The 12,578-nt window shown below is 71.0% G+C and carries 13 protein-coding genes (1 of these 13 running past the window's edge); 9 read left to right on the plus strand and 4 right to left on the minus strand.

Annotated features, from left to right (window positions below; all coding sequences use genetic code 11):
- On the minus strand, positions 1-330 hold the 5' end (the start) of the coding sequence (locus ACAM26_RS01590) for a response regulator transcription factor (protein ID WP_123141305.1). The gene continues 336 nt to the left of window position 1, outside the view; the window shows 330 of its 666 coding nt (coding positions 1-330); its start codon is at positions 328-330; its stop codon lies off the left edge, out of view.
- Positions 330-632 carry a PepSY domain-containing protein gene (locus ACAM26_RS01595; RefSeq protein ID WP_223806159.1) on the minus strand — a complete coding sequence of 101 codons (303 nt, stop codon included), beginning with the start codon at positions 630-632 and terminating at the stop codon, positions 330-332. The genes ACAM26_RS01590 and ACAM26_RS01595 overlap by 1 nt, the downstream gene beginning before the upstream one ends.
- A 151-nt stretch (positions 633-783) precedes the next feature.
- On the opposite strand from ACAM26_RS01595, the gene ACAM26_RS01600 reads away from it, so the two are divergent.
- The 4 genes from ACAM26_RS01600 (at position 784) to ACAM26_RS01615 (ending at position 6,032) form a co-directional block, all read left to right on the plus strand.
- Positions 784-1,374 carry a cytochrome b/b6 domain-containing protein gene (locus tag ACAM26_RS01600; protein WP_123141307.1) on the plus strand — a complete coding sequence of 197 codons (591 nt, stop codon included), beginning with the start codon at positions 784-786 and terminating at the stop codon, positions 1,372-1,374.
- Between the two features lie 26 nt (positions 1,375-1,400).
- Positions 1,401-1,898 carry a hypothetical protein gene (locus tag ACAM26_RS01605; RefSeq protein ID WP_123141308.1) on the plus strand — a complete coding sequence of 166 codons (498 nt, stop codon included), beginning with the start codon at positions 1,401-1,403 and terminating at the stop codon, positions 1,896-1,898.
- Positions 1,899-2,020: 122 nt separating this feature from the next.
- Positions 2,021-2,563 (plus strand): EF-hand domain-containing protein, encoded by a 543-nt coding sequence (locus ACAM26_RS01610; RefSeq protein WP_123141309.1) that lies wholly within the window; start codon positions 2,021-2,023, stop codon positions 2,561-2,563.
- 535 nt (positions 2,564-3,098) lie between these two features.
- Complete coding sequence (locus tag ACAM26_RS01615) at positions 3,099-6,032, plus strand: chemotaxis protein CheB (protein ID WP_132228487.1); 2,934 nt, start codon at positions 3,099-3,101, stop codon at positions 6,030-6,032.
- A 15-nt stretch (positions 6,033-6,047) separates the two neighbouring features.
- Here the strand turns inward: ACAM26_RS01615 and ACAM26_RS01620 are convergent, their stop codons facing one another.
- Together ACAM26_RS01620 and ACAM26_RS01625 are read right to left on the minus strand one after the other, a co-directional pair.
- Positions 6,048-7,073: a quinone-dependent dihydroorotate dehydrogenase gene (locus tag ACAM26_RS01620; RefSeq protein ID WP_369613001.1), complete on the minus strand. Its 1,026-nt coding sequence runs from the start codon at positions 7,071-7,073 to the stop codon at positions 6,048-6,050.
- A 135-nt stretch (positions 7,074-7,208) separates the two neighbouring features.
- Positions 7,209-8,069: a DMT family transporter gene (locus ACAM26_RS01625; protein WP_123141312.1), complete on the minus strand. Its 861-nt coding sequence runs from the start codon at positions 8,067-8,069 to the stop codon at positions 7,209-7,211.
- 136 nt (positions 8,070-8,205) lie between these two features.
- Between ACAM26_RS01625 and ACAM26_RS01630 the strand changes: the two genes are divergently transcribed.
- The 5 genes from ACAM26_RS01630 to ACAM26_RS01650 all read left to right on the plus strand — a co-directional run bounded on the left by ACAM26_RS01630 (position 8,206) and on the right by ACAM26_RS01650 (position 12,577).
- On the plus strand, positions 8,206-8,793 hold the full coding sequence (locus ACAM26_RS01630; RefSeq protein WP_123141313.1) for a DJ-1/PfpI family protein: 588 nt from the start codon (positions 8,206-8,208) through the stop codon (positions 8,791-8,793).
- A 147-nt stretch (positions 8,794-8,940) separates the two neighbouring features.
- Entirely contained in the window at positions 8,941-9,402 is a 462-nt protein-coding gene (locus ACAM26_RS01635) for an OsmC family protein (RefSeq protein WP_123141314.1), read from the plus strand.
- A 16-nt stretch (positions 9,403-9,418) separates the two neighbouring features.
- Positions 9,419-10,090, plus strand: coding sequence for a hypothetical protein (locus ACAM26_RS01640; protein WP_123141315.1), 672 nt, complete (start codon positions 9,419-9,421; stop codon positions 10,088-10,090).
- Positions 10,087-11,787 (plus strand): RyR domain-containing protein, encoded by a 1,701-nt coding sequence (locus tag ACAM26_RS01645; RefSeq protein WP_132228481.1) that lies wholly within the window; start codon positions 10,087-10,089, stop codon positions 11,785-11,787. Before ACAM26_RS01640 ends, ACAM26_RS01645 begins: the two co-directional genes overlap by 4 nt.
- 7 nt (positions 11,788-11,794) lie before the next feature.
- Positions 11,795-12,577: an ABC transporter permease gene (locus ACAM26_RS01650; protein ID WP_132228479.1), complete on the plus strand. Its 783-nt coding sequence runs from the start codon at positions 11,795-11,797 to the stop codon at positions 12,575-12,577.
- Position 12,578 lies beyond the last annotated feature (1 nt).

Below are 12,578 nucleotides of genomic sequence, written 5' to 3' on the forward strand. Positions count from 1 at the left end.
GGCCAACAGCTCCTCCATGCGGAAGGGCTTGGGCAGATAGTCGTCGGCACCGGCGTCGATCCCCTCGACACGTTCGCTCCACTCACCCCGCGCGGTCAGGATCAGCACCGGGAAGCGCTGTCCGGCACCACGCCAGCGTCGCAACACCGAGAGGCCGTCGAGCCGCGGCAGACCGAGGTCGAGGATGACCGCGGCATAGTGCTCGGTATCGCCCAGGAACCAGGCGCGCTCGCCGTCCTCCACCCAGTCGTGGACGAAGCCGGCGGCCTCCAGTGCCTGCCCCACCGAGGCGGCGAGCCGGGCGTCGTCCTCCACCAGCAGGATGCGCATCAGTCCTCCTCTACCTCGAGAATGCGGGCGGTGGCGGCGTCGACCTCGACCTCGAGCCGCCGGCCATCGGGGGCGATGAGCTTGAGCTCATAGCGCCAACCGCCGTGCTCACGCTCGAACTCCACCCCCACCACCTCGCCCGGCACCCGCGCCGAGACCGCACGCAGGATCTCGCCGATCGGGCGCACCTCGCCACGCTCGAGCGCGCGCCGGGCACGATCGTGATCGGCGACATCGTCGAGTCCGTCGGCCGGGGCGACGGCCGAGACGCTGACGAGCAGCAGCAGGACGATCGGGCGCATGTGAGGGACTTTGGCCATGGAGGCATGATGCCACGAACCCGGCTGACGGTTTGCTGACAACCCTCGACAGCCGGGGTTCAGCAGCGGGTGGATAGGCTGGTCGCCAACATCACCAGGGCCGAGGCCCACTCACCCGAACCGGAGCACACCGATGACGACACCGACACCCGAAACCGCGAGCGAGACCCGGGTCTGGGACCCGCTGGTCCGTCTCTTCCACTGGTCGCTGGCCGCGGGCTTCGCCGCCGCCTACATCATCGAGGACCATCCGCTCGCGCTCCATGTGTGGATCGGCTATCTGATCCTGGCGCTGATCGCGATCCGCGTGACCTGGGGCTTCGTCGGCTCGACGCACGCCCGCTTCGGCGACTTCGTGCGCGGCCCCCGCGCCACCCTCGACTATCTGCGCGACGCCGCCCGGCTGCGCGCACCACGCCATCTCGGCCACAACCCGGCCGGCGGCGCCATGGTCGTCGCACTGCTGCTGACGGTGAGCGCCACCGGACTCAGTGGACTCGCGCTCTACGGCGCCGAGGAGTTCGCCGGTCCCCTGGCCGGACTCACCGCCGGGCTCTCGCACGACACCGCCGAGCTGATCGAGGGGGCGCACGAGTTCTTCGCCAACCTCACCCTGCTGCTGGTCCTGCTCCACGTCGCCGGGGTGCTGTTCTCGAGCTTCGCCCACCAGGAGAACCTGATCGGCTCGATGATCAGCGGCCGCAAGCGCGTCGAGCGCGAGTAACGAACCGGACCCAAGGAGCCATACCAATGCCCCAGCGCATCACCCCACTGTTCGCCCTGCTCGCGCTGACACTCACCAGTGCCGCACCGGCCGATGACGACCGTCTCGGCGCGGTCACCGACCCGACGACCCGCGCCGTCTGCGGCGACTGCCACCTGGTCTATCAGCCGGCACTGCTGAGCGCGCGCGACTGGCGCCAGATCATGATCCCGCAGTCACTGGCTGCGCACTATGGCGAGACCCTCGAACTCGACGAGACGCGGCGCCTCGCCATCAGCGACTATCTGCAGGCCAATGCGACCGTCTCCGCGCGGCTCGACCCGCCACCGACGAACGGGCTGCCTCGCATCACCGAGACCACGGCGTTCCGCCACGAGCACGCCGAACTCGCACGGTTGCAGGACAGCGCCGGCCAGGCGATCCCCGCGCTCGGTGACTGTCTAGGCTGTCATCCACGCGCCGAATCGGGTATCTATGAGGACGACGAGGTCCGCATCCCCGGGCTCGGCCACTGGCGGGACTGATCGCCGGTCGGGACCTGGGCGATGACACGCACCGCACAGGACGGTGCGAGACCGGGCGCGGAATCGCTGGCCACGCGCCATGTACCGGAACGACGCCAGCACACTCACCGGAGACCCCAGAGATGCCATCACAGATCCGGATGTTCACCCTTGCCCTCGGCCTCGGCGCCGGGGTCAGCCTTGCGGCGCTCGCCCAACCGATGGGCGGCCCCATGCCGTTCGCCGCACTCGATGGCGACGGCAACGGCCTGATCAGCCAACAAGAGTTCGACGCCTTCCACCAGACGCGTCGCCCCGGTGGAGGCCCAGGCATGCCGGCGTTCGCCGACTTCGACCAGGACGGCGACGGCCAGCTCACCCCCGCCGAACTCACCGCCGGTCAGCAGGCACGGATGCGGCAGCGCGGCGGCATGGGTCGCGACATGCCGGACCTGGCCGACTTCGACCGCGACGGCAACGGTTGGCTCGACGAGCAGGAGTTCTACGAGGGCCGCGGCCAGCGTATCGCCGAGCGCTCGCAGCAGGGCTACATGATGCGCAACCTCGCCTCGGCACCGAGCTTCGAGGAGGTCGACAGCAACGGCGATGGTCGCGTCGACGCCGACGAGTTCGCTGCCGCGCAGGCGCAGCACCAGCGCCAGAACTGGGGCCCGTCACCCGACTGAGTCCCATTCCCCCTCCGGGCATCGCCGAGCACTGGCCGACTACGCCATGGGCGGCGCCCCGTGCCCACGTTCGCCCGCCTCGGCGGGCGCGCGCCATCGTCCTGCCGTTTGCGGCCGTGCCACCACGAATGCAACCTGGTGATGTTCGGCGCACTTGGCCCGGTCGCCACGCTCCGCGACGCACTGATCCGGCCCCCGGTCGATCACCAGCGTCACCCTGACCTATTTGGCTGCGCGCTGCTCATCACCGCCGTGCCGCTGTTCGCGTTCTCCTGGCTGAGCGAGCGCCATATCGATGCCGGGCATCGTCAGGGACGAGAGACCGACCGGTGGACGGTCACACCCGGTCGCGGTCGGCTGGTCCCGACCGCCGCCCTCCCGGCGGCGCCCCTCAACTCCCTGGCGTCGTCCCAGCGGCTGATGCATGCTTGCCGATGGGGCGAGCGAGATGGAGCCGTGCCCCAGCCCCGGAGCAGCGCTGAGCGATCGCCGCCACCGCAGCCGGACGCACCCAAACTCGAGGAGAGAGCTGACGATGTCCAGCGTGTCAGAGACGACCCAAGACACCCCCGGTCCACGAGGCAATGACAGGCACGACGGCTACGTGGTGGCCATCGGCGCCTCGGCCGGCGGACTCGACGCGCTGGAGCGCTTCTTCCAATGCCTGCCCTCGGACTCGGGCGCGGCCTATGTGGTGATCCAGCATCTCTCGCCCGACCACAAGAGCATGATGGGCAACCTGCTCGCCCGTCATACCGAGATGCCGGTGGTGACCGTCACCGACGGCATGCGGCTCGAGCCCAATCGCGTCCACCTGATCCCGCCGGCGAACATGATGACGGTGCTCGGCGACGCGCTGCGCCTCAGCCCCAAGAACCCGCGTGGCCTGGCGCTGCCGATCGACCTCTTCTTCACCTCGCTGGCCAAGGAGTTCGGCAAACATGCCATCGGCGTGGTGCTCTCGGGCACCGGATCCGACGGCACCCGTGGCGCGGTGGCGATCAACGACGCCGGCGGCCTGCTGCTCGCCCAGGATCCGGAGTCGGCCAAGTTCGACGGCATGCCGCGCAGCGTCATCGCCACCGGTCTGGTCGATGCCACGCTGTCGCCGGACGACCTCGGCCCCAGGCTGATCGAGTTCATCAACCAGGCCCCGCAGATCAAGACCGAGACCTCGCCCCAGGGCCCGACCTTCGACAAGGACGACGCCCTCGACGAGGCGATGCATCTCCTCAAGCACCAGGGCGGGATCAACTTCCGCGACTACAAGCCGGCCACGGTGATGCGCCGCATCGAGCGGCGCATGCAGGTGCGTCACACCCCCGATCTGCACAACTATGTGCGCCTGCTCGACAGCGATCGCGGCGAGCTGGCGGTACTGCGCCGCGAGCTGCTGATCCCGGTGACCAGTTTCTTCCGCGACCCCGACACCTTCGAGATCCTCGACCAGACGGTGATCCGCTCGATCGTCAGCGAACGCGGCGAGAACCAGCCGATCCGGGTCTGGGTGCCCGGCGTCTCCACCGGCGAGGAGGCCTATACCCTGGCGATCCTGTTCGCCGAGGCCTTTGATCGCGAGCGCCGCTGGCCGAGCTTCAAGCTCTTCGCCACCGACGTCGAGCAACAGAACGTCGAGGTCGGCGGCGCCGGGGTGTTCTCCGAGGCGATCGCCGCCGAGATCTCGCCCGAACGACTCGAGCGCTTCTTCTACAAGCGCGGCAACCACTTCGTGGTCAAGAACGAGATCCGCCAGAACATCGTCTTCGCGCGTCACAACCTGCTCGAGGACCCGCCCTTCACCCGCATGGACCTGGTCTCCTGTCGCAACCTGCTGATCTACTTCCGCACCCAGGCCCAGGAGCGGGCGCTGCGGCGCATCCAGTACGCCCTCTCCCCCGGCGGCTATCTGCTGCTCGGACCGAGCGAGACCCTGGCCGATCTGCACACCGACTTCACCGCGGTCAACTCGCGCCACAAGATCTATCGCGTGCTGCGCCACGTCTCGCTGCCGCTCGACACCGCCACCCCATCGGCCCCGCCGACCAGCGCCGCCGGACCACGCCAGTACAGCCCGCGCAGCCGCTATCAATCGACCGACGCCGCAGCCATCGACGCCGGTCAGTCGATCCTGCTGCGCGACTACGCCCCCACCACCCTGCTGCTCAACGCCCACGGCGAGCTGCTGCACGTCTTCGGCGAGGCGGCGCGCTATCTGCGCATCGGCGAGGGCAGCGCCACGCTCGACATCGCCAAGCTGCTGCCCCGGCCGCTGGTCTCGGTGGCCCAGGCGCTACTCTACAAGTGCGCGCGCAGCGGCACGGCGATGCGTTCGGACCAGCTCGGCATCGAGCTGCCCTCAGGCGAGCGCGAGCGGTTGCGCATGGTGGTCAGACCCTATGACGCGCCCCAGTCCGAGCGTCATCTGCTGCTCTCGTTCGAGTCCGAGCCGCAGGAGATCGTGTCGCGCCCGGGGATGGAGACGCTCGATCTCGACGACGAGACCGCACAGCGGGTCGAGAACCTGGAGCGCGAGCTGGCGGCCACCCGCGAGAGCCTGCAGGCGACCATCGAGGAGCTGGAGACGGCCAACGAGGAGTTACAGGCGACCAACGAGGAGCTGATGGCCTCCAACGAGGAGCTGCAAAGCTCCAACGAGGAGCTGCAGTCGGTCAACGAGGAGCTCTACACGGTCAATGCCGAGAACCAGGAGAAGATCGAGATCCTCAACCGGCTCAACGCCGATCTCGACGGCATGGCCAAGGCCGCGGCCATCGCCACGGTGTTCGTCGACGCCGAGCTGCGCCTGACCCGCTTCACCCCCGAGGCGACCACCCTGTTCAAGATCCGCAACGGCGACCTCGGCCGCCCGATCGACGACTTCACCAACCTGTTGCAGTATCCGGACTTCATCGATGAGCTGCGCCGCACCATCGCCAGCGGCGAGATGCTGCAGCGCGAGATCGCCGCGGCCAACGGCCGCATCTATCTGGCCCGGGTGCTGCCCTACGCGGTGCGCGCAGGCGAGGCGCGCGGGGCGGTCTCGACCTTTGTCGACATCACCAGCCTGCACGACATCGAGCGATTGCAGGCGGTGCTCGACTCACTCCCCGAGCAGATCGCGGTCCTCGACCCCCAGGGCATCATCACCCAGATCAACCACAGCTGGCGCGAGGCGGCGCGAGGCGCGGGTGACCCGTCGCTCAGCGACACCGGTCCCGGCGCCGGTTACGAGCGCGCGTTGCGACTGCTCGGGCCGGACGACGAACACCCGCGCGGGCGTGACCTGCGTGCGGGGATCCGCGCGGTACTCGAGGGTGACTCCGCCGGGGTCGTGGTCGACTTCACCTCAACGGACGAGGGGGCACGCCTGCTCGCCATCCATGTCTCGCCGATCCAGCACCATCACGGCGGCGCCGTCCTCGCCCGACTCGACGCCAGTGAATGGCGCCAGGGCGAGGATGACGACTGACCCGACGAGCGTGGCTCAGTCGAGCGCCTCGAGCAGTTCGCGCACCAGGCCCGGGCCGCGATAGATCAGCCCGGTGTAGACCTGCGCCAGATCCGCGCCGGCGGCGAACTTGGCGCGCGCGCTGGGCACATCACGCACCCCGCCGGCCCCGATCAGCGTCGGCTCCGGCCCCAGCGCCTCGCGCACCGTCGCCAGCAGCGCGGTGCTGCGCGCCTGCAGCGGGCGCCCCGAGAGCCCGCCGGCCATGCCCTCGGTGCGGCTGCGCAACCCCTCGCGGGCGATGGTGGTGTTGGTCAGGATCAGTCCGGCACAACCGGCCTCGAGCGCGGCGCGCGCGCAGTCGATGGCATCGCCGTCGGCGAGATCGGGCGCGAGCTTGACCAGCAGCGGTCGGGGCCGCGCGAGACGCTGGTTGGGCTCCTGGATGGTCTCGACGATGCGCTTGACCTCGTCGACACGCTGCAGATCGCGCAGCCCCGGGGTGTTCGGGCTGGAGATGTTGACCACCACATAATCGGCCAGCTCGCCGAGGCGCTCGAAGCTGTAACGATAGTCCTCGGCGGCACGCTCGGCCGGGGTCACCTTGGACTTGCCGATATTGACCCCGAGCGGCACCTGCAGCAGGTCGCGCTCGCGCAACCGCCGCAGCCGTCGCGCCACCCGGTCGGCACCGGCGTTGTTGAAGCCCATGCGGTTGATGATCGCCTCGTCCTCGGGCAGGCGGAACAGCCGCGGACGCGGGTTGCCGGGCTGGGCCTGCGCGGTCACCGTACCGACCTCGATGAAACCGAAACCGAGCGCCTGCCAGGCGGGGATCGCCTCGGCGTCCTTGTCCAGCCCGGCGGCCAGACCGAAGGGGTTGGGGAAACGCAGCCCCATCACCTCGCGCGGATGGGCATGGGCCGGATCGCCGGCGACCAGCCGACCATCGAAACGCTCCGACCAGCGCGCCAGCGCCGCCAGGGTCATGCGGTGTGCGCGCTCCGGGTCGAAGCGGAACACCAGCGGGCGCAGTGAGTGCCACAACAGATTCAGATCCATGCCGCCACCCGGCGCGGATTGGCGCTCATCGTCATCGATTCACCTCGTCAATTCAGGGGGTCTGGGGACGACCGGTCCTCTCCGACCGGACGCCCGGGACGCGAAGGGGCGCGCCACCTCCGGGTGACGCACGCATCAGCCGCGCCGCTCGCGACGCAGACTGTACAGATTGCCGGCGAGGATCAGCACACCGCCGCCCAGCACCCAGGGGTCGAGCCCCTCGCCATAGCACAGCGCGCCGACCAGGGCGATCAGCGGCAGGCGCAGGAAGTCCATCGGCAGCACCAGGGTGGCGTCGGCGTGACGGAAGGCATTGGCCACGCCGAGATGGGCGCTGATGCCGGTCACCGCCGCCACCAGCAGCCAGGGCAGCTCGCTCCAACCGATCGGTTGCCAGACCCAGAGCGCCACGGGCAGGCCGAGGAGCAGCTGGATCGTCAGCATCCAGAACAGGATGGTGAAGACCGAGTCGTGTCGGGTCAGCCCCTTGGTGGCGACCATGGTGACGGCGAAACCGAGCGCGGCCAGCAATCCCAGTGCCATCCCCGCGTCGAACGGCTGCAACCCCGGTCGGGTGATCAGCAGCACACCGACCAAGCCGGCGACCAGCGCCACCAGGCGGCCACGCCCGAGCCGCTCACCGAGGAAGACCAGTGCCAGCAGCGCGGCCCACACCGGGGTGGTGAACTCGAGCGCGAACACCAGCGCCAGCGGCAACAGCCCGATCGCGCCGATCCAGCAGAGCTGGCCGCCATAGTGGAACAGGTTGCGCAACAGGTGCAATCGCCAGCGCCGGGTACGCATGAACCCGGGCGCGAGCAGCACCCCCAGACCGACCAACAGCGGCAGCCCGAGCAGGGTGCGCAGGAACAGGAATTGCGCCGGGGACATCGCCGCGAGCGACTCGCGCGCCGAGACCGCGAGCGCGGCGAAGGACAAGAGCGCCAACCCCATCCAGCCGGCGGCGCGCGCCAGCCCGTCGTTACCGCTTGCCACGGACCGGGATCCTCCCGCAAAACGTTCGATCATACCCGATTGGCGTGGATCGTTGGTCAGCCGCACACGCCCCGCGCGATCCCGGTGTTATAGTCTGCCCACCCCCACGCGACGCCGTTTCAGGAGGACGAAACACATGGCCGAGAAGAAGATCCTGATGTTGGTCGGAGACTATGTCGAAGACTACGAGGCGATGGTCCCCTTCCAGATGCTGCAGCTGCTCGGGCACAGCGTCCACGCCGTCTGCCCGGACAAGGCCGCCGGCGACAAGGTCCGTACCGCGATCCACGACTTCGAGGGCGACCAGACCTACAGCGAGAAGCCCGGCCACAACTTCGCCATCACCGCCGACTTCGACAAGATCGACCCCAGCCGCTACGACGCCCTGATCATCCCCGGCGGGCGCGCCCCCGAGTACCTGCGCCTCGACCTGCGCGTCATCGAGCTGGTGCGTCACTTCGCCGCCGGCGACAAGCCGATCGCCGCGATCTGTCACGGCCAGCAGATCCTCGCCGCCGCCGGGGTCCTCGAGGGCAAGCAGTGCACCGCTTACCCCGCCGTGCGCCCCGAACTCGAACGCGCCGGGGGCAGCTGGTGCGAGGTCAACGACACCCTCACCAACGCCTATGTCGACGGTCAGCTGGTCACCGCCCCGGCCTGGCCCGCGCACCCCGAGTGGATACGGCGCTTCGCCGAGCTGCTCGGTACCCGGATCGAGACCTGAGCGGGCCCTCGGCCCCGACGACACACCGCCACGCGGCGCGGCCCGGATCACGGCTCGGGCCACCCATACGCCCGGACGGCGGACCCACGGATTGCAACCAGACCGCGTCGCCCGAGCGGCGTCACGAACAGAATCACAGGAGCCACCATGTCCGAGGAAGGCCGTTTCAGCATCGCGCTCGAGCAGCGCGAGGGATATCAGGTCAAGGTCGCCTTCGACTGGCCGCAGACCCCCGACCTGCTGCTCGACGGCGAGCCGCCGCTGGGCGAGTGCCGCGGGCCCAACGCCTCGCGCCTGCTCACCGCCGCCACCGCCGACTGCCTCGGCGCCAGCCTGCTGTTCTGTCTGTTCAAGGACGACCCGCCCGCCGGCTGTCTGCGCGCCGAGGCCAGCTGCGTGATGACCCGCAACGCGCAGAAGCGCCTGCGCATCGGCCAGCTCGAGGTGCGCCTGATCGTCACCGAGGCGGTCACCCAGTCGCCGCGTTTCGGTCGCTGCAAGGACCTGTTCGAGGAGTTCTGCGTGGTCTCGGCGAGTATCCGCCAGGGCATTCCGCTGGTGGTCACCGTCGAGGACGAGGCCGGCGAGGTCTACTACCGCTCCGAGTGAGCAGGCCCCGACCGCGATGACCCGCGCCGCCCCCGGCCCGCTGCGGCTCGAACCCACAGGCCCCGAGGACCTCGACGCGATGCTCGCGGCGCTGGGGTTCGATCGACCGCGCCCGGTGCTCACCCTGATCGGCGGCGCGGCGCGGCTCGACCCCGCGCTCGCCGAGCCGCTCGGCGCGCTGCTGCGCGCGCTCGCGCCCCGGCTCGAGACACTCGACGCCACGGTGGTCGACGGCGGCACCGACTGCGGGGTGATGGCTCAGATGGGCCGGGCCCGGGCCGTCTGCCACGCCCGCTTCCCGCTGCTCGGGGTGGCGCCGCGCGCCACCGTCGCGCCGCACGGCACCACCCGCGCCGAACCCAACCACAGTCATCTGGTCCTCATCCCGGGGGCACGCTGGGGCGACGAGTCGCCGTGGATCCGCCGGATCTCGGCGCTGCTCGCCGGGCCCCGACCGCGGCTCACCCTCGCCGTCGGCGGCGGCGAGATCACCCGGCTCGACCTCGAACTCGCCCTCGCCGAACCCGCCCCGCTGCTGCTGCTCGCCGGTAGCGGCGGCAGCACCGCGGCGCTGCTCGCACGCTGGCACCGGGGCGGGCTCGAACACCGCGCCGCGATCGAGGCGCTCGACCTCGCCGCACCCACAGCGACCCTCGCCGCGCGGATCGCGGCACGGCTGGCGGCATGATCTGGCGCCCCCGCCCCCTGGTCTGCGGCGCCCCACCGCTGGCCGCAACGCTCGCTGACCGGCTCAACGCCCGGCTGGTCAGCCCCGAGCAACTGGCACGACTGCGGCCCCGGGCAAGCCAGCCGGTGGTCCTGCTCGACCCGCCCGACCCCGGCGCCCTGGTCGCGGCGCTCGCCGACCGGCTCGCCGGCGCGCGCCGACCGCGCCGGCTGATCCTGATCCATCGCGACCCACGAGCGCCGACACTGCCGGCGCTCGCCGCCGATGGCCCGCTGCGGGTCGAGACCCTCGACCTCGCCACCACCGGCGCGCGCGCCCTGTTCGCGCGCTGGCCGCTGCACCTCGGCTGCGACGTCGCCGCCGGACAACGCCCCCACCTGCTGCTCGTCGGTCGCGCGACGCCCGCCACCGCGCTCCTGCGCCAGGCGCTGCTCGGCGCCCACTATGGCGAGCGGCGCCTGCGCATCACCCTGCTCGACCCCGACCCGGCGGCGGCCGCCGCCTGGTTCCGCGCCACCCAGCCCCAGGGCGAGACGATCGCCGAGTTGCGCTGCGCCACCCCGGAGGCACCGGCACTCGATGCCGACACGCCGGTGAGCCTGGCGCTGATCTGCGACCCGTCACGGGCCGCCGCGCACGCCGCCCGGCTGCGCCAACGACTCGCCGCCGCGAGCGGCGCCTCGCCAGCGCTGATCGCCGTGGCCACCGCGCCCTGGCCAGCCGGCGCACGCGCCGACTGGGACGGCCAGACCCAGCCCTTCTCGCTGATCGCCGACGCCTGCACCCCCGCGACCCTGTTTGCCGGGCGCGCCGACCAGCTCGCACGCACCATCCACGAGCACTATCGCGACAGCGTCGCCGCCCAGGGTCGCGACCCCGATGGCGAGCCCGGCGGCCAACCCTGGGCGCGGCTGGCCGAGTCCTTCCGCGGCGCCAACCGCCACCAGGCCGACCACATGCTCGCCAAGCTCGCCGTGGTCGACTGTCGCGCGGTCCCCGAGGAGCGGGTCGCCGGCTTCGCCTTCACCGCACCCGAGATCGAGCGTCTCGCGCGCATCGAGCACCGGCGCTGGGCCGCCGATCGTCGCCTCGACGGCTGGACCCACGCCCCGGTGCGCGACAACGCACGCAAGCACCACCCGCAACTGGTCGACTACGACGCCCTCAGCGAACCGATGAAGGATCTCGACCGCTTCGCGGTGCGCGGCGTACCGACCCTGCTCGCACGCGCCGGACTCGGCATCCAGCGCCTGTTGATCGTCGCCCTGATCGAGCCCGCCTCCAGCGAGACGCCCCCGCCACCGCGCCGACTCGTCAACGATGCACTCGGGCGGTTGCACGCACGCTACCCCGACCGCGCCCTGGTGCTCGCCACCAGCCTCGGCTCGACGCTCACCCGCGCACTCACCGCCCAGGCGATCGAGCACCCCGCCACCGGGCTGTGGCTGCTGCACCAGCGCCCGCTGTCGGCACAGCTCGACGCCTGCCCCGACCCGACGACGCGGACGACCCTGCTCGATCTGGTCGCCCGGGCCGAGCGGCGCCTGCCGCTCGGCCCCGGGGGGCTGGCCGGGTGGATCGCCAAGCGCGCCGAGATCGCCTGGCACCCGGCGCCGCCGGAGACGGCCGCGCGCCCGGTCAAGCGACTGTGGCTCGCCCCCGAGGGCCGGCGGCTCGTCTGGGACTTCGAGTACTGAGCCCGCCATGCACCACCCCGACCGCCCACTCACCGGCCCCGCCGGCGTGCTCGAACGACTCGGCCTCGGCGCCATCGCCCTGGCCGACTGTCTGTGGCTCTATCTGCGCATCCTCGGCGGTCGCGCCCGGCTCGACCTGCCGGCCTTCGCCGCCGCGCTGCGTCAGTCCGGACTCTCGGTCCTGCCGGCGCTGACCCTGGTGAGCGTCGTCCTCGGGCTGATCCTCGGGCGTCAGGGCGAGCAGCTGCTCGCCGGCTTCGCCCTGCCCGACGCGCTGCTGATCTCGCTGACCTATGCCATCGCCCTGGAGCTGCTCCCGGTGCTGATCGGCATCCTCGTCGCCGGGCGTGCCGGGGTGGCGCTGGCGGTGCGTCAGGCCGGGCTGGCGGTGAGCGGTGAGCTCGACGGACTGCTGGTCAACGGCATCGATCCGATCCGCTACACCCTCGCCCCGACGCTGCTGGCGATGCTGCTGATGAGCGCGGCCTTCGCGGTGTGGAGCCTGCTGGTCACCGGGCTGACCACCTGGGCCTGGCTGTGGGCGAGCGTGGCGCTCGGCCCGGCGCGGCTGGTCGAGACCCTGGCCCACGCCATCGGCCCGGCCGACCTCGTCGGCGCCCTGGTCAAGCCACCGCTGTTTGCCCTGCTGGTCGCGCCGCTGGCCTGCGTCAACGGCATCGCCGCCGGGCGCGACCCGCGCGGCATCGCCCGCGCCGCCACCGCCACCATGCTCGGCGCGATCGGGCTGATCCTGGTCGCGGACCTGCTCTATCTGCTGCTGATCGGCTGAG

The organism is Marichromatium sp. PS1 (genome assembly GCF_041155115.1).
GTDB lineage: Bacteria > Pseudomonadota > Gammaproteobacteria > Chromatiales > Chromatiaceae > Marichromatium > Marichromatium gracile.

Coding starts and splice junctions, on each gene's coding strand:
- ACAM26_RS01595 (WP_223806159.1), bottom strand. CDS start 632: ATGCGCCCGATCGTCCTGCTGCTGCTCGTCAGCGTCTCGGCCGTCGCC.
- ACAM26_RS01600 (WP_123141307.1), top strand. CDS start 784: ATGACGACACCGACACCCGAAACCGCGAGCGAGACCCGGGTCTGGGAC.
- ACAM26_RS01605 (WP_123141308.1), top strand. CDS start 1,401: ATGCCCCAGCGCATCACCCCACTGTTCGCCCTGCTCGCGCTGACACTC.
- ACAM26_RS01610 (WP_123141309.1), top strand. CDS start 2,021: ATGCCATCACAGATCCGGATGTTCACCCTTGCCCTCGGCCTCGGCGCC.
- ACAM26_RS01615 (WP_132228487.1), top strand. CDS start 3,099: ATGTCCAGCGTGTCAGAGACGACCCAAGACACCCCCGGTCCACGAGGC.
- ACAM26_RS01620 (WP_369613001.1), bottom strand. CDS start 7,073: ATGGATCTGAATCTGTTGTGGCACTCACTGCGCCCGCTGGTGTTCCGC.
- ACAM26_RS01630 (WP_123141313.1), top strand. CDS start 8,206: ATGGCCGAGAAGAAGATCCTGATGTTGGTCGGAGACTATGTCGAAGAC.
- ACAM26_RS01635 (WP_123141314.1), top strand. CDS start 8,941: ATGTCCGAGGAAGGCCGTTTCAGCATCGCGCTCGAGCAGCGCGAGGGA.
- ACAM26_RS01640 (WP_123141315.1), top strand. CDS start 9,419: ATGACCCGCGCCGCCCCCGGCCCGCTGCGGCTCGAACCCACAGGCCCC.
- ACAM26_RS01645 (WP_132228481.1), top strand. CDS start 10,087: ATGATCTGGCGCCCCCGCCCCCTGGTCTGCGGCGCCCCACCGCTGGCC.
- ACAM26_RS01650 (WP_132228479.1), top strand. CDS start 11,795: ATGCACCACCCCGACCGCCCACTCACCGGCCCCGCCGGCGTGCTCGAA.